Below are 18603 nucleotides of genomic sequence, written 5' to 3' on the forward strand. Positions count from 1 at the left end.
TTTTCTTCCTCTTAGTACAACGGCGATGCCGGTAAAAAAAGCTCCGTCAGTATTAACGGTTTACCGCTCAGGCGAAGGCGGGAACGACGCCCCCACAGTTCGGCATCGCGACCAATCTCAATAAAATCCCGGGTAAGCTCGGACGACGTGAAAAGATAACGCCCCAGCGGCGTATTCCCCAGCCGTTGTAGCGCCAGTTCTGGCCCGGAAAGGGTAGACTCGGGAACGACCGTTCGTCCGGCAAGCCATGGCTCACCGTCTGCACAGAGTAAAATTTCGCGCAGCCAGTAGCGTTCTTCCTGCGGCAACAGCGGCAGCTCAGAGGCGATCTCAGCACAAGAGACAAACCCTTCCTGAACCAGGGTCACCGTAACGGTTTTGCCCTGCTGCTCGAAACGTTTAGTCATGGAATCTTCCAGCAGCAGCCAGTCCAGTTGCTCCGGGTCAAGCGCAGGTATTTGGTCGAAATAGCGCAGCGCACGCAGTTGCGTTAGCGCGGGGTGTGACATGCCAGACTCTCCGATACATAACGTAATGGCATTGTATCGCAGAAAAGCGGATTGAGGGGGGCCAAACGTTATTTAACGATCACGATCGCAACAAGAGCGCAACAGCCCGTGTGACACCAAAAAAAGTGCGCCCACTCAGGCGCACTAAACTACTAACAAATCAGCACTGTGGGGAAACGGTTACCCCTTGCCTTTTACACTGCTGATAAAGGTGGAACGGGCAGTGGTTGAACCTAAACGTTCGGCTTCATCAAGCAGTTTCAGCGCTTTGTCGACATCGCCGCGCTTCACCGCCTGCTTAATGGCGTTATTGAAGTATTCTTCGGTGTCGTTCAGTACCGGCTCGGCTTTCTTCGCCGGCGCTGGGGCTGCGGTTGCAGCCGGAGCCGCCGCCGTAGCAACGGGTGCGGCATACACAGGCGCAGCAGTGTTCCCCACCGTGACCGGGCCTGTACCGGATGAACCAAACAGAGGGCCAACCAGTACGCTGGAAGCACTGTTTGTTGAGACTTTCAACTTCAGCAACCCGTCGGTGACATGACGCGCTAACGGATCCGGGATATCCGGAACAGAGTTACCGGTTCCTTTGGCATAGGCTTTTGCCGGGTCGGTGAGCTTAGTGGTCTGCTGCAAATCTTTATCCGTGGTGAAGACCAGGACATAAATCTTCTGCTGTCCCAGAGCAGGCGTCAGGCGCATTTTGCCTTCGAGGCGGTCAGCACTCATGACGCCAGGTTCCTGGTAGCCAAAATAGTCGCTCGGGAAGAAGGCAGATGGCGTCAGGTTTTGATCCAGAATCAGGACGTTAGGCGCAAATACGCTGGTCTGCTTGCTTACTTCGCTGGTCAGCGTCAGGGTCAGCTCACCAATATTGGCCGGGACGCTGAAAGCGGCAACCGGACCGGCAATCCCCGGCACGTTAAGCTGTTGTCCTGCCGCAGAAAGTTGGGTTGACTGGGTTTTGGATTGGTCAACCGGCGTCCAGGTCAGTTGCTGGAGCGCCGCCGCCGGAATGGCAGGCGCAGCGCTGGTATTTTGTGGCACGAAATTGACATCTGCGAAGGTGATCGCCGGAACACAGGCCAGCAGCCCCGCAGAGAGGCACAGCGCGACGAGACTTTTCTTCATTTTCATTGTTATTACCTCTGATAGCGTGAGCACTGCGGTGGCCAGGCAATAGCGCGCAGCACCCTAAGGATAGAGGGGCTTGCGCCCCTCTTTTTAGGTCATTACGTCAGGTCTACCGAATTACCACCAGATTTCCATCTGGGCACCGAAGGTCCACTCGTCGGAGTCGCCACGGCTGAATGTTTTCGCGGAAGTGTCGCTATACGCTACGCCAGAGGTGTAACCTGCGCCTGAGTCGTTGTTCGCATAACCCCATTTCTCATCCCACTTCGCGTAGGTTGCGAAGACACGGATAGCCGGGCGAGACCAGATGCTGTCGCCTGCCTGCCATTGCTGTGCCAGGGTGATTTTGTATTGGCTGTTTTTCTCGTCAGTTTTCTGAGACTTAACGTTGTCGTAGCCCACTTCAAGCAGGGTGCTCATGATTGGCGTCCATTTGAACATTGGACGCACGCCGACAGTCCACCACTCTGTACCATTGTTGTTGTCACGATCGATATTCTGGTACATACCGACGTACATCAGGTCCCAACGGTCTGCCAGGGTGATTGCACCGTGGTCCAGCACACGCCACATGGAACCGTCGTTATCAATGCTACCGCCCTGCGGAATACCTTTGCCGTTAGAGGTCATGGAGTCCGTACCGTACTGCAGCACGAACTTGTTGAAGCCTTTCAACATGCTCTGGGTGTGTTCAGCGGTGAACAGCCAGCCATCTTTAGAGGCGCCAGGCTGCAGATAGTAGTCGTCAGGAATGTTGGTGTGACCATAGTCAACACCCAGTTCCAGTGTACCACCCGGGTTGGTTTCCAGGCCGGCCAGACGGACGTCGAAGACATCGTTTGGTACTACGTTGTCATAAATACGGTCGCCGTTCGCATCACGATCGGCGAAGGTTGCAGAACCGCCGGACTCAGAAGAACGGGTCGCGGCCAGAGACAGTTTACCGAAGCCCAGATCGATGTTTTCGATACCCGCACCAGGACCAGAGATATCCCAGTAGTAGAAGTCGATCATGTGGACGTCATGACGCTGATAGAAACGCTTACCGGCCCAGATGGTGGAGCCTGGCAGCCATTCAATCAGGTTTTTACCCTGCACGTTTGCTTCACGGAAGGCCGGGCTGGTGGATTCCCAGTCATTCTGCTGAGAAACGGAATACGCAACGTTAGTGTCGAAATAGAAGCTCTTATCGCCCTCTTTCCACACTTCCTGACCCAGTTTCAGTTCGGCGTAGGTTTCACATTCGTTACCGAGACGGTATTTACTTTGTGCACCGGTTGCCTGGAAACATTGTTGTTCACCGCCACTCCCGGTCCAGCCAATGCCAGAACGAGCATAACCTTTAAAGTCCACGGCACCCGCGTGTGCAGACAAAATGCCTGCCGTCACGGCGATTGCCAGAGGAAGTTTGCGCAGAGTAATCATCATTCTATCTCCTGAGATCATTGCTTTTCTTTGTAATTGGAATGCTTAAACGCCTGGCTCTTTGTGCAACCGACGACATGCGGTGCCATCCTCACGGAACAGATGGCAACGCTCTGGCGGCAAACCGATAGCGAATGTGGCACCCTCTTCTACCAACACCACGTCATTCTGGCGGTAGACCAGGTTCTGACGGATGGCGGGGATCTGGATATGAATCTGTGTTTCGTGACCAAGTTGTTCGACGACCTGAACGTCACCTTCCAGCGTCACATCGGCGATGTGGCTCGGCAGTAAATGCTCAGGACGAATACCGAGGGACATATTGGCCCCCACCTGTACGTTGGCGCTGTCGACCGGCAGCCACACTTGCTGACGGTTTGGCAGCTCCACCTGTACCTGTTCAATGGCTGTCGCGGTCACTTTGACGGGCAGGAAGTTCATCTTTGGCGAGCCAATAAAGCCCGCAACAAAGCGGTCTGCCGGGTAGTGATAAAGCTCCAGCGGTTTACCCACCTGCGCCACGCGACCGGCGTCCAGCACCACAATTTTGTCGGCCAGCGTCATCGCTTCGACCTGATCGTGGGTGACGTAAATCATCGTGCGGCCAAGACGTTTGTGCAGACGGGAGATTTCGATACGCATCTGGACGCGCAGGGCGGCATCCAGGTTAGAAAGCGGTTCATCGAGCAGGAACACGCGCGGTTCGGCGACCAGCGTACGGCCAATTGCCACACGCTGACGCTGACCACCAGAAAGGGCTTTTGGTTTACGCTCAAGCAGGTGTGCCAGCTGTAACACTTCCGCCACCTGCGTGACGCGCTGGTTAATCACCTCTTTTTTCGCGCCCGCCAGCTTCAGACCGAAGGACATGTTCTCGGCTACGGAAAGGTGGGGATAGAGTGCATAAGACTGGAAAACCATGCCGACGCCACGTTCGGCAGGCGGAATGTCATTCATTCGGGTATCACCAATCAGCAAATCGCCGCTGGTGATGGTTTCAAGACCGGCAATCATACGCAGCAGAGTTGATTTACCGCAGCCAGATGGGCCGACAAATACCACGAATTCACCTTCGTGGATGTCCAGATTGATGTCTTTCGACACCACAACGTCACCCCAGGCTTTCGTTACATTACGCAGCTGTACGCTCGCCATGCCCTTCTCCCTTCGTTACAACCTGTCACCGACAGAAACATTCAAGATAAGTTCACTATGGGGTATCCATTACTTTCGTGAATCCTCCACCCCCCGGCTTTTTTATGGGGGAGGAGGCGGGAGGATGAGAGAGCAGGCTCTGCGACCGCCGCTGGAGGGCTGGGGCGAAATTCGTGAAGCCACCTGCAAAATTCACTGTGTTTTTATGTGCGCCAGCACTCATAACTTAAATTTATGTAACGGAGATCACACAAACGGGGGGTGGGGCGTAGGGGTTGGGAGGATGGAAAGAGGATGTCAAATAAGGAGACTGAGTCACGTTGAACCACCTCAGTGTATCCACGAGCACATCACCAAAAAAGGATGGCAGATATGAAGATCAAGACTGGCGCACGCGTTTTCGCATTGTCCGCCCTTGCAGCAATGATGATTTCCGCACCGGCTCTCGCCAAAATTGAAGAAGGTAAGCTGGTTATCTGGATTAACGGCGATAAAGGCTATAACGGCCTGGCCGAAGTGGGCAAGAAATTCGAGAAAGACACCGGTATCAAAGTTACCATTGAACACCCGGACAAACTGGAAGAGAAATTCCCGCAGGTGGCTGCAACGGGTGACGGTCCGGACATCATCTTCTGGGCACATGACCGTTTCGGTGGCTACGCCCAGTCGGGTCTGCTGGCTGAAGTGACGCCGGACAAAGCTTTCCAGGACAAACTGTACCCGTTCACCTGGGATGCCGTTCGCTATAACGGCAAGATCATCGCTTACCCAATCGCGGTAGAAGCGCTGTCTCTGATTTACAACAAAGATCTGGTACCCAACCCACCGAAAACCTGGGAAGAGATCCCGAAACTGGATAAAGAGCTGAAGGCGAAAGGTAAGAGCGCGCTGATGTTCAACCTGCAGGAACCGTACTTCACCTGGCCGCTGATTGCTGCCGACGGCGGTTACGCGTTCAAATTTGAAAACGGCAAATATGACGTGAAAGACGTGGGCGTGGACAACGCTGGCGCGAAAGCAGGCCTGACCTTCCTGGTTGACCTCATCAAGAACAAACACATGAACGCGGATACCGACTACTCCATCGCAGAAGCGGCGTTCAACAAAGGCGAAACCGCGATGACCATCAACGGTCCGTGGGCCTGGACCAACATCGACAAGAGCAAAATCAACTACGGCGTAACCCTGCTGCCAACCTTTAAAGGCAAGCCGTCTAAACCGTTCGTTGGCGTGCTGAGCGCAGGTATTAACGCTGCCAGCCCGAACAAAGAGCTGGCGAAAGAGTTCCTGGAAAACTACCTGCTGACCGATCAGGGTCTGGATGAAGTGAACAAGGACAAACCGCTGGGCGCGGTTGCGCTGAAATCCTTCCAGGATCAGCTGGCGAAAGACCCACGTATCGCGGCAACCATGGATAACGCCCAGAAAGGCGAAATCATGCCGAACATCCCACAAATGGCAGCGTTCTGGTACGCCACCCGTACCGCCGTCATCAACGCAGCAAGCGGTCGTCAGACGGTTGATGCTGCGCTGAAAGATGCTCAGGGTCGTATCACGAAGTAAGGCTTTTATCCCCTCTCTCCCCTGCGGAGAGAGGGAGAACAAAATGTGTTGTAGAGGAAGAACCCCATGGATGTCATTAAAAAGAAACACTGGTGGCAAAGCTCTGCCCTGAAGTGGTCTGTAATGGGTCTGCTGTGTCTGCTGGTGGGTTACCTTGTTGTTTTAATGTACGTACAAGGGGAATATCTGTTCGCCATCATGACGCTGATTTTAAGCTCTGCTGGCCTGTATATTTTCGCCAACCGTAAAGCCTATGCCTGGCGATATGTTTACCCGGGCGTGGCCGGGATGGGTCTGTTTGTCCTGTTCCCGCTGATTTGTACCATTGCTATCGCGTTCACCAACTACAGCAGCACCAACCAGCTTGCGCAGGAGCGCGCCCAACAGGTGCTGATGGACCGCTCTTATCAGGCGGGCAAAACCTTTAACTTCGGCCTGTATCCTGCGGGCAGCGAGTGGAAGTTAGCACTCACTGACGAAGAAACCGGCAAAAATTATGTTTCCGACGCTTTCAAATTTGGTGGCGAGCAGAAGCTGGCCTTAAAAGAGGCTGCGGCCCTGCCGGAAGGTGAACGCGCTAACCTGCGCATCATTACGCAGAACCGTCAGGCGCTGACGCAGCTTACCGCCCAACTGCCGGACGAAAGCAAAGTGACCATGAGTTCACTGCGCCAGTTCTCCGGGACACAACCGCTTTATACGCTGGCGGACGACGGCACGCTGACCAACAACCAGAGCGGCGTAAAGTACCGTCCAAACAACGACATTGGTTTCTACCAGTCCATTACGGCTGATGGCAAATGGGGTGATGACAAGCTCAGCCCGGGCTACACCGTGACGATAGGCTGGGACAACTTCACCCGCGTCTTCACCGATGAAGGGATCCAGAAACCGTTCTTCGCCATCTTTGTCTGGACCGTAGTGTTCTCCATACTGACGGTGATCCTGACCGTTGCCGTGGGCATGGTGCTGGCGTGTCTGGTGCAGTGGGAATCTCTGAAAGGGAAAGCCATTTACCGCGTGCTGCTTATTCTGCCGTATGCCGTCCCGTCGTTTATCTCGATTCTGATTTTCAAAGGGCTGTTTAACCAGAGCTTCGGTGAAATCAACATGATGCTGAGCGCGCTGTTCGGCATCAAACCGGCCTGGTTCAGCGACCCAATCACCGCCCGCTCGATGATTATCATCGTGAACACCTGGCTCGGTTATCCGTACATGATGATCCTGTGCATGGGCCTGCTGAAGGCGATTCCGGACGATTTGTACGAAGCCTCGGCAATGGATGGCGCGGGTCCGTTCCAGAATTTCTTTAAGATTACGCTGCCGCTGCTCATTAAGCCGCTGACGCCGCTGATGATTGCCAGCTTTGCCTTCAACTTTAACAACTTCGTGCTGATTCAGCTGTTGACCAACGGTGGGCCTGACCGTCTTGGCACCACCACGCCGGCAGGCTATACCGACCTGCTCGTCAGCTACACCTACCGTATCGCCTTCGAAGGCGGCGGCGGTCAGGACTTCGGTCTGGCGGCAGCAATTGCCACCCTGATCTTCCTGCTGGTTGGCGCTCTGGCGATTGTGAACCTGAAAGCAACACGCATGAAATTCGACTAAGGAGGGCACAGAATATGTCTATGGTCCAACCCAAATCTCAGAAACTGCGCCTCTTCGCGACGCATTTAGGGCTGCTGATTTTTATCGCGGCAATCATGTTCCCGCTGCTGATGGTCATCGCCATCTCCCTGCGTGCCGGTAACTTCGCGACCGGGAGCTTGATCCCGGATGAAATCTCCTGGGAGCACTGGAAGTTAGCGCTGGGCTTCAGCGTTGAACACGCGGATGGCCGCGTCACGCCACCGCCGTTCCCGGTGCTGTTATGGCTGTGGAACTCGGTGAAAATTGCCGGGATTACCGCGATTGGAATTGTCGCACTCTCCACGACCTGTGCTTACGCCTTTGCCCGTATGCGTTTCCCGGGTAAGGCCACGCTGCTGAAAGGGATGCTGATTTTCCAGATGTTCCCGGCGGTACTGTCACTGGTGGCGTTGTATGCCTTGTTTGACCGACTGGGCCAGTACGTGCCGTTTATCGGCCTGAACACCCACGGTGGCGTCATCTTCGCCTATCTTGGCGGTATCGCGCTGCATGTGTGGACCATCAAAGGGTATTTCGAAACCATCGACGGCTCGCTGGAAGAAGCGGCGGCGCTGGATGGCGCGACCCCGTGGCAGGCATTCCGTCTGGTGCTTCTGCCGCTGTCGGTGCCGATCCTGGCGGTGGTCTTTATCCTGTCGTTTATCGCAGCCATCACCGAAGTGCCGGTCGCTTCCCTGTTACTGCGTGATGTCAACAGCTATACGCTGGCCGTCGGTATGCAGCAATACCTCAATCCGCAGAACTATTTGTGGGGCGACTTTGCTGCGGCGGCTGTACTCTCCGCCATCCCTATCACTGTCGTGTTCCTGCTGGCGCAGCGCTGGCTGGTGAATGGCCTGACGGCGGGCGGTGTGAAAGGTTAAGTTTCATTTGTTATGCCACTGCAACCCTCAACTTTAGACGTATTGTATTGACCCAACTTGTGACTGTTGTTAGGCGGCCTCCGGGCCGCCATTTTTTTATTCCCGTTTCAGCCGTTTCGAATTGCACAGCCAGAGCGTGATCACCAGCAGCAGGATCGCCGCCGAATAGATCAGTACGTCGAGCGGGGAGGTATGATCCACGATGATCAGCCGCACAATCGCGGTGATCCCGATGTAAACAAAATAGCGTAGCGGGAAGTGAAAGCCCGACTGGAAATACTTCACAATCAGCGCGATAAATTCAAAGTAGAGAAAGTAGACCACCAGGCCTTCCACCAGCTCATATTTGCTGGTTTGTTCAGGGGCGAACAGCACATCCGCCAGATGCACCGTCTCTTTTCCCAAAAAGACGACCAGTATCAGGCCAAGGCTCAGCAGACCGAGGTTCAGCACGGTCTGGAGGATTGTTGAGATAAACTCAACGCGCGGGCGAGTCAGGGATGTCATAGAGCACCTCATTCTCCAGGGCGAGGTTCCTGTATAACGCAAAAATGTGACGGTGATCTATATTTTTTGTTTATATTATGTTCAGCGCTGTGGCATGTTGCACTGTGACACGCTTATTTCGACGAAGGGATGATGAAATTAACCATTCAACGCGCCACCGTGGATGATGCAAAACAGCTGAGTGAAATGGGGTATGCCAGCTACCGGCATCACTTTGGGCATCTATGGGAAAGCCAGACAGAGCTTGCCGCCTTTCTTGAGCAGGAATACGCACCGCAGGCGATAGCAGACAGCCTGATGCAGCCGGGCACTTACTGGCTCATTGCCAGCGCACAAATGCCAGTCGGTTTCGCAAAATTCTCAACCCAGCAGACCATCGAGCCCGAGGGGCTGTCGGGGACGCTCCTGCATAAACTCTATTTATTGCCGGATGCCACGGGACACCGCTACGGCGAGCAACTCCTTGCGGAAGTGATTCGCCAGGCAAAAGCCTGTTCGGAAAATCTGCTGTGGCTGGAAGTCCTCGAAAAGAACCCTCGCGCACGCCGGTTTTACGAAGCGCAGGGGCTGAAACATGTCAAAGACACCCTCTTCGTCACTGCGGCGCAAACCAGCACCCTCCATATTATGTCGATGCCAGTCTAAGGAGATGTATGCCAGAGCAACGCCAGGCGGCTATTCGTCATGTTGTCTGCGGCGAAAACGTCGTCATTTACGAACCCGCGAATCTTTATGAATGTTCGCTGGGCGATAACGTCTTTATCGGCCCGTTTGTTGAAATCCAGGCTAACTCGCACATCGGTGCTGACAGCAAAATTCAGTCCCATACCTTCATCTGCGAGTACGTCACCGTCGGCGAGCGCTGTTTCATTGGCCATGGGGTGATGTTCGCCAACGATATGTTCCGCGACGGTAAACCCAATGCCGACCGGCGCAGCTGGGGACACATTCGCGTGGGCAACGACGTTTCAATCGGCAGCGGGGCCACCATTCTGGCTGTCTCAATTTGTGATGGGGCGGTGATTGGGGCGGGAAGCGTGGTGACAAAGTCCATCACCGAGAAAGGGGTTTACGCCGGCAACCCGGCGAGACTGTTGCGGCGTTTGTAAGGTGCCCGGCAGGCGTAACGCTACCGGGCACTCACGCATCATCTGAAGTTGATGTTCTTATCGCTGGTCATGTCGTACAGCTGGAATTTACGTCCCAGCTGCTGACCACCGTCACGCGTCAGCGGCGTCCAGCCAATTGCCGCACGGCTGCGGGTTGGGCCTGACGAGAACAGATCCAGCGGAATGGAGACGTACACGCCTTTGGTGAAGTCCCCTTCCCCGTACTCGTCCGGCGAGACGTTAGTGATCGTGGCATAGCCACCGACCACCACACCGCTGTCGAAGTGTTTAGAGATATCCAGCGTGCCGCCTTTATCCCCCGCCAGATACTGACCAACGCTGGCTTTCACCAGTACATCCGGGGCAAACGACGGCGTCCAGTAGGCCGTCAGGTGGCCGGTTTTAACGCTGTAGTCGGTGAACTTCATCATGTCCTGCGCGCTGCGCCAGTCACGCTGTTTTACGTAGTTGGCATCAAGACCAAACGCCCAGTTGCTGTCTACCGGACGGTAGAGCACTTCAGCCCCCGCGCCGCCAAACATCGTTTCCAGATAACCGCCGTAAACCTGGCCGTAGAAACCGTTACCAAAGTACTGGAAGTAGTTGGCCTGCAGGTTGTTTACGTAAGCATCGTTCTGCACATATTCACGTACGCGAGTACGCACGCGCGGCAGCTTCGAGTCGTTCGGCGGGTTGGTATAGTTGAACTTGTCGTAGTTGTTGGCAAGGTTACCGAACAGGCTGCCGGTGGTCAGCAGGTGGTCGGTGACCCACAGATCCGCCGTCGCCATGACGCCCAGCTGATACATGTAGAAGTTTTCTGGCCCACCAACAGACTGGTTCAGTACCGGATCGATATGGAAATCAAAGCGCGACTTATCGATATACCAGCCCTGCTCGGTAGTGTCTGGCACCACTGGCTCAACGCGTTTTTGCACCAGTTCGGTTTCATGCCCCAGCGGTTCGCCTTCCAGATGGCGCTTAAGGCTGGCGACATCCGTTTCCGTCGTGACCTGCGGCATGTTCAGACGGTTTTCGGTCACGCGGATCGTGCTGATCCCGTCCGGCAGATCGTTCATGATGATCCGGTTGGCACGCTCGATCCCTTCCCGCGAGTCGCGGTATTTCACCTGCTCGCCGGTCACGTACAGCGTATCGCCTTTCACCTGAATCTTCGGATCCGCCAGACCGGCGTTGTATTTCAGCAGGGTCAGCTGGTTCGCCACGACGGAGTGCTGCAGAATGGCATCCTGCGGCTCCGGCTGGTAGGCAGGGCGCGCGTTGTCGTTGTAGTGTGGCCGCATATCGTTAAAGTTGGTACGCAGCGTCACGCCAAACATCACGGTATTGCCACGCTCATAGCTGAGGTTAACGTCAGCCCAGTCAGCCACACGGTAAATGGCACCGACGTTAAATTTGCTCTTCTGCTCAATCTTGCCGGCGAAATCCTGTGAATAGTCATTCCCTTCGTATTCCAGCTTCAGGCGCAGCGGCTGCCAGGGCGTCTGGTACTCTACGCCGCCAAACAGCGAGGCCGGGCCGTGGAACATCTGGTCGCCGTTGATGGAGCCTGCTTTCTGATAGCTGTTATCGCGATAGCAATATTTGTCGCTGTAGGAGCAGAACGGGTTTTTCACGTTGCCGCTGGTGCCCAGATACCCCCAGCCGAGACCGAGTGAGAAATCAAACGGTCCCCAGGCTTTGCTGGCCACCACGTATTCCGCATCAAACAGACCGGTACCGCCGATATCCCGTGCGCCAACGGAGACCTGCGGCATCCAGTAACTCTCTTCCCACAGACGCAGCTTCACGTCGAACGCTTTATCTTTGTAGGTCTGATCGCCGGAGAAGGACTCGACGCTGCTGTACCGTTTGGTGCGCACATCAGTGTAGCGCAGCGTGGTTTCGAGCCACGGAAACAGCTGCACAGCGGCGGAGTAGTAGCGATACTGATCGTTATCACGGTAGTTGAGGCTGATTTCCCCTTCCCGCGCCATGCGCGCGGTAGGCGTTTGCAGCAAACCGACGCCGCCGAAATCTGACTGAGACGGGCCAATGGGTGCCGGATACGTTTCTGCATGGCAGGCGGCACTCACGCATAACGCCAGCATGCTATAGAGATAGGTTCTTTTCATTATTCCGGTATCCGCTGTTTCAGGGAGTGAAGGATATCGGCGTTCAGCCCGTCATATGCCTTCGTCCAGAAATGGTCGGCAAAACCGACAAAAATGACGCTGCCTGGCATCGGTTCGATATGGCGTTTATTCCAGTAGGCTACCGGTGCTTTTTGCGTTTGGCCGTCCGGGTACACCACCCATGCGTAGCTCTTATCCGCACCGCTCAAAAGATGTTGTTCATCGAGATAGCTCGCCACATCGCGACCCGGCATAAACGGCTTGTCACCCGGACTGCTGACAAGCCCGAACACGGTAATGGTAGAAGGCTGAACAGGTAGCCAGAGCGTGTACTCACCTTCCAGTGACGGGTTAGCCGTCTCCGCGACGCGAACGTGGTCCGGATCGAGATTGACCGGCAATCGTCCGGTGACCTTTAGCGCCTTAAGCTGCTGGCGAAGGCTGTTAATGGCCGCCGCGTCGTCACCCTCTTCCTGCTCCGCCAGCCCTGTTAGCCTGGCGAGCAGCGCGTTATGTTGTTGCTCCGCCACCACCGTCGCCTGTCGTTCACTGATGACCGCACCCGGCCACCAGCTGTTCGCCAGCCTTGGCTGGCCGACGAGATCGATCAAGTGTCCGGCGTTGGTCAATGTTTTAGGCTTCGTATTGTCCTGCGTATAGACTTTCACCGTCCCGGCAGACCATGCGAGCGGCGTAGCAAAGCTTGCGATCAGCGCAACGCGAATAAGTGTTTTCATGATTTCGCGGCCTTGATCAGCGTGGTTTTGACCGGGAAGAATCCGGCACCAAGATACTGTAACGACTGGCGTATCTGGCCGTCATCGTCCACCCAGAAGCGGTTATGCCAGGTTGCCTGATCGGTGGTGACCTCTTCATCCAGCACGCGAACCCGGGTTTCGTCGCTGCCCACATTGACGCTGTCCGTGCCATCCCAGCGGAAGGTGGAGCGGGCGGTGGCATAGCGAACCTGCTTGTGTTCGGTCCAGCCCATCGTGCGGGTCCAGCTTGCCCCGTCGGTTATCTGGTTCGGCGTGTTCAGCGGATCGGCGGCGAGATTGTTGACTTCAAGCAGGTTGTCGCCCCCGAGCAGGGTTTTCACGATACGGCTATGCTGCGTTACGATGGTGGCCTGATCCTGCGTCACCCATTTCTGCTGCCCGTTTTCATCGAAAGCGAGCACCACAAACAGCTGTGGGCCATCGTTGAGCTGCATGTACTGACTGGCATAGGGCATGTTCTGAAGTTCGTCATCGGTCAGATGCACGCCCGGCGTACCGAACATGCTTTCCCACAGTGAATGGCCCAGCCCTTTGGTGGTGGCCGAGCACGCCTGCAAAAGCAGACAAATCAGGATGATCCCAGGTCGCTTCACGACTCTTCTCCGCATTATTGCCGGGTGATGCTGCGCTTACCCGGTCTACAGGTCCCGAAGGCTACTGAAAAGCCAGAATAACCACACCGAAGTGTGGTTATGATTAAAACACCCGTTATTACTGGGTGCTGGTGGTCGTGGTGGTCGTGGTTCCGGTATTGGAGCCATCACCGCCACCGGTTGCCGCCAGGGCGACACCCACGGCTGAACTTACGGTGCTGGCGCTGGACGCGGTAGAAATCCCCGCAGACGCAGACGTCGCAGCCGAACCTGCCGCTTCTCCGACCTGAACCGGAGCCGCATTAACAGATGTCGCCGCAAGCGCAGATATGGCGAAAATGCCATACAGTACTTTCTTCATAAGAATTTCCCTTCATTTAATGAATGGAGATTTGCCCAAAAAGAATTTCAGGCGGATTCGAGTATACACAACTAAAGGTGAGGGTTTGCCGTAGGGGTAAATAGAAGAAGGGTTTTCGGACAATTGGATAAAATGGAAACAAAAGGACGATTAGATAATAATATAACTTATATAAATCAATGAAATAGAATTAGATCCCGTGACGGTAATTATCCGTATTTTCCTAAAATAAACCGCAGCAATTAACAGGTTAACGACTATTTTCAGATTAAACTCACTACAGGAATTTGAGTTTAATAACAGACATCAGGAATTATCCGATAAAAAAATGCCGGCATTTCGCCGGCACTTTTTCATGACACTTTAATTACGCGCGCCATGCTTTATAACGGTTGATCAGACCATTTGTGGAGCTGTCGTGGCTGTTAATCGCGTTATCGTCACCCAGTTCAGGCAGGATACGGTTTGCCAGCTGTTTACCCAGCTCAACGCCCCACTGGTCAAAGGTGAAGATGTTCAGGATAGCGCCCTGAGTGAAGATCTTATGCTCGTACAGGGCAATCAGCGCACCCAGGCTGAACGGCGTAATTTCGCGCAGCAGGATGGAGTTGGTTGGACGGTTGCCTTCGAACACTTTGAACGGCACAACGTGGTCCAGCGTGGCCGGATCTTTACCCTGGTCGCGGTATTCCTGCTCAACCACGTCACGAGACTTACCGAACGCCAGCGCTTCAGTCTGTGCGAAGAAGTTAGACAGCAGCTTCGGATGGTGGTCTGACAGCGGGTTATGGGTAATGGCCGGGGCGATGAAATCGCACGGGACCATTTTGGTGCCCTGGTGGATCAGCTGATAGAACGCATGCTGGCCGTTAGTGCCTGGCTCGCCCCAGATGATTGGGCCAGTCTGGTAATCCACGGCGTTACCGTTACGGTCAACGTATTTACCGTTGGATTCCATGTTGCCCTGCTGGAAGTAGGCCGCAAAACGGTGCATGTACTGGTCGTATGGCAGAATCGCTTCGGTTTCAGCCCCGAAGAAGTTGTTGTACCAGATACCAATCAGCGCCAGCAGCACAGGCAGGTTTTTCTCAGGTGCGGTGGTGGAGAAGTGTTTATCCATCGCATGCGCGCCGGAGAGCAGCTCAACAAAGTTGTCGAAGCCGACGGAGAGGATGATCGACAGGCCGATAGCGGACCACAGAGAGTAACGACCCCCCACCCAGTCCCAGAACTCGAACATGTTCGCAGTGTCGATACCGAACTCGCTAACGGCTTTCCCGTTGGTCGACAGCGCGGCGAAGTGTTTCGCCACGTGCTTGTTGTCGCCTGCGGTTTTCAGGAACCAGTCGCGCGCGCTGTGGGCGTTGGTCATGGTTTCCTGAGTGGTGAAGGTTTTAGACGCGACCAGGAACAGGGTCGTTTCCGGATTCACGTTTTTCAGCACCTCGGCGATGTGGGTACCATCGACGTTAGAAACAAAGTGCATGTTGAGGTGGTTTTTGTATGGGCGCAGCGCTTCGGTGACCATGAATGGGCCAAGGTCAGACCCGCCGATACCGATGTTAACCACATCTGTAATCGGTTTGCCGGTGTAGCCTTTCCAGCTTCCGGAGATGATCGCTTCAGAGAAAGCTTTCATCTTTTCCAGCACCGCATTCACTTCCGGCATCACATCTTTGCCGTCAACGACAATCGGAGTATTGCTACGGTTACGCAGCGCCACGTGCAGCACGGCACGGTCTTCGGTGCGGTTGATCTTCTCACCGGAGAACATGGATTTGATGGCGTCGGCCAGCTCAATCTCTTTCGCCAGATCCTGCAGCTTCGCCAGCGTTTCTTCGGTAATGCGGTTTTTGGAGAAATCCACCAGCATCAGGTCATCGAAGGTCGCGGAGAACTTATTGAAACGATCGGCATCTTTCGCGAACAGGTCCGCGATGGTGACGTCTTTCATTTCATCATAATGTTTCTGTAGTGCCTGCCAGGCAGCGGTCTGCGTTGGGTTGATGTTTTTCATTAGCAATACTCTTCTGATTTGAGAATTGTGACTGCGGTCGATTGTAGCGCCTGCAAATAAAAATTGTGATGGTTTTTATGCCATTGCCCTGGCCTGCATCAAACACAGGTGAAAAGACCCGAAAAGTATAGCTGCTGAAACGCCCTTCAGGGGCGGCGAAATGTCGGTCAAAAGGCGGTAAAAAGGAGCATAAAATATGGCCCTGTTATAAGTCCTGTTACTGAGGGGTACCCCCCCATAAAAAATCCGCATAATCCCAGCATTGACAGGACCTCCCCCACATTTTATTTATAGGGCCGTATTTTGCGCCTGCACCTGTTCTCGTTTCATTCTTGTGCCAAGGTCGCTTTATTCATTCCCTGACACGAGGTTGTTATGACGAGTTTTGTGGTCGCCAAATTTGGCGGCACCAGTGTGGCCGATTACGATGCCATGAACCGCAGCGCCGATGTGGTGCTGGCCGATCCGAATACCCGCCTGGTGGTGCTTTCCGCCTCTGCTGGCGTGACGAACCTGCTGGTTTCTCTGTCTGAAGGACTGGAAGCAACCGAACGTTTCGTTAAGCTGGACGCACTGCGCAAAATTCAGTTCAACATCCTTGAACGTCTGCAGAATCCGAACGTGATCCGTGAGGAAGTGGAACGCCTGCTGGAAAATATCACTACCCTGGCTGAAGCCGCCTCTCTGGCGACCTCCACCGCGCTGACCGATGAACTGGTCAGCCACGGCGAGCTGATGTCCACGCTGCTGTTCGTGGAGATCCTCCGCGAGCGTAACGTCCATGCCCAATGGTTTGACGTGCGTAAAGTCATGCGCACCAGCGATCGCTTTGGCCGTGCCGAGCCGGATGTTGAAATGCTGGCCGAGCTGACCCAGCAGCAGCTGGCTCCGCGCCTGGCAGAAGGGATGGTGATCACTCAGGGCTTTATCGGTAGCGAAGCCAAAGGCCGTACAACAACGCTTGGCCGCGGCGGCAGTGACTATACGGCAGCCCTGCTCGGCGAAGCGCTGCATGCCACCCGTGTGGATATCTGGACTGACGTGCCGGGTATTTACACCACCGACCCGCGCGTGGTCTCTGCGGCGAAACGCATTGATGTGATCGCGTTTGAAGAGGCGGCCGAAATGGCCACCTTCGGCGCGAAAGTATTGCACCCGGCGACGCTGTTGCCGGCCGTGCGCAGCGATATCCCGGTCTTCGTTGGCTCCAGTAAGGATCCCAAAGCAGGCGGTACGCTGGTGTGCAAGAAAACCGAAAACCCGCCATTGTTCCGAGCGCTGGCCCTGCGCCGCCGCCAGACGCTGGTGACGCTGCACAGCCACAATATGCTGCATTCTCGCGGTTTCCTGGCGGAAGTGTTTGGCATCCTCGCGCGCCATAATATCTCCGTGGATTTGATCACCACATCCGAAGTGAGCATCGCGCTGACGCTGGACACCACTGGCTCCACGTCAACCGGCGACACCCTGCTGACGCAGTCGTTGCTGATCGAACTCTCTGAGTTGTGCCGCGTGGAAGTGGAAGAAGATCTGGCGCTGGTTGCCATCATCGGCAACAAGCTGTCGCGTGCCTGCGGCGTGGGCAAAGAGGTCTTCGGCGTACTCGACCCGTTCAGCATTCGTATGATTTGCTACGGCGCCTCCAGCTACAACCTCTGCTTCCTGGTGCCAGCCGATCAGGCCGAGCAGGTCGTGCAAAAACTTCATCAGAATTTGTTTGAATAAAATTCGTTAGCACGATAAACAATACCTATAAGCCGGGCACAGACCCGGCTTTTTTATAACTAAACAACACGACAATACTGCAAGGACTATCTATGTTATCCGCCATCACCCGGCTGTTCCCGTTGTGGGCACTGCTGCTTTCCGTACTCGCGTATTACACTCCCACCCACTTTACGGGCATTGGCCCATGGGTCACGACGCTGCTGATGCTGATTATGCTCGGCATGGGCGTACACCTGAAAATTGACGACTTCAAACGCGTCCTGTCGCGCCCGGCCCCCGTAGCGGCAGGGATTTTCCTGCACTATCTGGTCATGCCGCTTGCGGCCTGGCTGCTGGCCATGGCCTTTAAAATGCCGCCAGATTTATCCGCCGGTATGGTGTTGGTCGGCAGCGTGGCCAGCGGCACGGCATCCAATGTGATGATTTACCTGGCAAAAGGTGATGTGGCGCTCTCGGTGACCATCTCTTCCGTTTCAACGCTGGTGGGCGTGATTGCCACGCCGCTGTTAACGCGTCTGTATGTGGATGCGCAGATTCAGGTAGACGTCATGGGGATGCTGCTCAGTATTCTGCAGATTGTGGTGATCCCGATTGCGCTGGGCCTGGTGATTCACCATCTGTTCCCGCGCGTGGTCAAAGCCGTTGAACCGTACCTGCCTGCCTTCTCGATGGTCTGTATTCTGGCCATCATCAGCGCCGTGGTTGCCGGCTCCGCCTCGCACATTGCCTCAGTGGGCTTTGTGGTGATCATCGCGGTGGTGTTGCATAACACCCTTGGTCTTTTGGGCGGTTACTGGGGCGGGAAGCTGTTTGGTTTCGACGAATCCACCTGTCGTACGCTGGCAATCGAAGTGGGGATGCAAAACTCGGGGCTGGCCGCAGCACTGGGCAAGATCTACTTCTCGCCGCTGGCGGCCCTGCCGGGTGCGCTGTTCTCCGTCTGGCATAATCTGTCCGGCTCGCTGCTGGCAGGCTACTGGTCAGGCAAACCCATTAATGAGCCCGCGAAAAAAGATGCAGTGAAACAGGGTTAATTTCCTTCGCTTGCTTTACACTGGAGCCTCCCCTTCAGGAG

The 18603-nt window shown here is 55.0% G+C and carries 17 protein-coding genes; 7 read left to right on the top strand and 10 right to left on the bottom strand.

Features of this window, described 5'->3' with window-relative positions; translation table 11 throughout:
- Positions 1-11 precede the first annotated feature (11 nt).
- The 4 genes from ubiC to malK form a co-directional block, all read right to left on the bottom strand.
- Positions 12-509 (bottom strand): chorismate lyase, encoded by a 498-nt coding sequence (ubiC, locus tag ACMVME_RS20300; protein ID WP_014168199.1) that lies wholly within the window; start codon positions 507-509, stop codon positions 12-14.
- A 180-nt stretch (positions 510-689) separates the two neighbouring features.
- Positions 690-1643 (bottom strand): maltose operon protein MalM, encoded by a 954-nt coding sequence (gene malM, locus ACMVME_RS20305; protein WP_032681924.1) that lies wholly within the window; start codon positions 1641-1643, stop codon positions 690-692.
- Between the two features lie 114 nt (positions 1644-1757).
- Positions 1758-3068, bottom strand: coding sequence for a maltoporin (locus ACMVME_RS20310; protein ID WP_020882848.1), 1311 nt, complete (start codon positions 3066-3068; stop codon positions 1758-1760).
- A 42-nt stretch (positions 3069-3110) separates the two neighbouring features.
- Entirely contained in the window at positions 3111-4220 is a 1110-nt protein-coding gene (malK, locus tag ACMVME_RS20315; protein WP_014168196.1) for a maltose/maltodextrin ABC transporter ATP-binding protein MalK, read from the bottom strand.
- Between the two features lie 372 nt (positions 4221-4592).
- Here malK and malE point away from each other — a divergent pair, with 372 nt between their 5' ends.
- The 3 genes from malE (at position 4593) to malG (ending at position 8299) form a co-directional block, all read left to right on the top strand.
- Complete coding sequence (malE, locus tag ACMVME_RS20320; RefSeq protein ID WP_020882849.1) at positions 4593-5783, top strand: maltose/maltodextrin ABC transporter substrate-binding protein MalE; 1191 nt, start codon at positions 4593-4595, stop codon at positions 5781-5783.
- A gap of 66 nt (positions 5784-5849) precedes the next feature.
- Complete coding sequence (gene malF, locus ACMVME_RS20325; RefSeq protein ID WP_020882850.1) at positions 5850-7394, top strand: maltose ABC transporter permease MalF; 1545 nt, start codon at positions 5850-5852, stop codon at positions 7392-7394.
- A 14-nt stretch (positions 7395-7408) separates the two neighbouring features.
- Positions 7409-8299 (top strand): maltose ABC transporter permease MalG, encoded by an 891-nt coding sequence (gene malG / locus ACMVME_RS20330; protein ID WP_014168193.1) that lies wholly within the window; start codon positions 7409-7411, stop codon positions 8297-8299.
- Between the two features lie 96 nt (positions 8300-8395).
- Here malG and psiE read toward each other — a convergent pair whose 3' ends face one another.
- A complete protein-coding gene (psiE, locus tag ACMVME_RS20335; protein WP_020882851.1) occupies positions 8396-8806 on the bottom strand; it encodes a phosphate-starvation-inducible protein PsiE in 411 nt (136 codons plus the stop codon).
- A gap of 129 nt (positions 8807-8935) precedes the next feature.
- On the opposite strand from psiE, the gene ACMVME_RS20340 reads away from it, so the two are divergent.
- Positions 8936-9451 (top strand): GNAT family N-acetyltransferase, encoded by a 516-nt coding sequence (locus tag ACMVME_RS20340; RefSeq protein WP_052951135.1) that lies wholly within the window; start codon positions 8936-8938, stop codon positions 9449-9451.
- 8 nt (positions 9452-9459) lie between these two features.
- Positions 9460-9915, top strand: coding sequence for an acyltransferase (locus tag ACMVME_RS20345; protein WP_020882853.1), 456 nt, complete (start codon positions 9460-9462; stop codon positions 9913-9915).
- A 38-nt stretch (positions 9916-9953) separates the two neighbouring features.
- On the opposite strand, the gene ACMVME_RS20350 is transcribed toward ACMVME_RS20345, so the two are convergent.
- The 5 genes from ACMVME_RS20350 to pgi all read right to left on the bottom strand — a co-directional run bounded on the left by ACMVME_RS20350 (position 9954) and on the right by pgi (position 15800).
- The gene (locus ACMVME_RS20350; protein WP_014168189.1) at positions 9954-12050 is read right to left on the bottom strand and encodes a YjbH domain-containing protein; all 2097 of its coding nucleotides are present in this window, start codon (positions 12048-12050) and stop codon (positions 9954-9956) included.
- Entirely contained in the window at positions 12050-12787 is a 738-nt protein-coding gene (locus tag ACMVME_RS20355) for a capsule biosynthesis GfcC D2 domain-containing protein (RefSeq protein ID WP_047954910.1), read from the bottom strand. Before ACMVME_RS20355 ends, ACMVME_RS20350 begins: the two co-directional genes overlap by 1 nt.
- Positions 12784-13422 (bottom strand): YjbF family lipoprotein, encoded by a 639-nt coding sequence (locus ACMVME_RS20360; RefSeq protein WP_020882855.1) that lies wholly within the window; start codon positions 13420-13422, stop codon positions 12784-12786. The genes ACMVME_RS20355 and ACMVME_RS20360 overlap by 4 nt, the downstream gene beginning before the upstream one ends.
- Before the next feature lie 118 nt (positions 13423-13540).
- Positions 13541-13783: an exopolysaccharide production protein YjbE gene (yjbE, locus tag ACMVME_RS20365; RefSeq protein WP_014168186.1), complete on the bottom strand. Its 243-nt coding sequence runs from the start codon at positions 13781-13783 to the stop codon at positions 13541-13543.
- A gap of 367 nt (positions 13784-14150) precedes the next feature.
- A complete protein-coding gene (gene pgi, locus ACMVME_RS20370; protein ID WP_251859094.1) occupies positions 14151-15800 on the bottom strand; it encodes a glucose-6-phosphate isomerase in 1650 nt (549 codons plus the stop codon).
- Between the two features lie 375 nt (positions 15801-16175).
- On the opposite strand from pgi, the gene lysC reads away from it, so the two are divergent.
- Together lysC and panS are read left to right on the top strand one after the other, a co-directional pair.
- On the top strand, positions 16176-17525 hold the full coding sequence (lysC, locus tag ACMVME_RS20375) for a lysine-sensitive aspartokinase 3 (RefSeq protein WP_014168184.1): 1350 nt from the start codon (positions 16176-16178) through the stop codon (positions 17523-17525).
- Between the two features lie 92 nt (positions 17526-17617).
- Positions 17618-18562, top strand: a complete 945-nt coding sequence (gene panS / locus ACMVME_RS20380) for a ketopantoate/pantoate/pantothenate transporter PanS (RefSeq protein ID WP_014168183.1) — start codon at positions 17618-17620, stop codon at positions 18560-18562.
- The last annotated feature ends 41 nt before the right edge of the window (positions 18563-18603 follow it).

The sequence above is a fragment of the Enterobacter cloacae complex sp. 2024EL-00711 genome (genome assembly GCF_047529885.1).
GTDB classification, from domain to species: Bacteria; Pseudomonadota; Gammaproteobacteria; order Enterobacterales; family Enterobacteriaceae; genus Enterobacter; species Enterobacter ludwigii.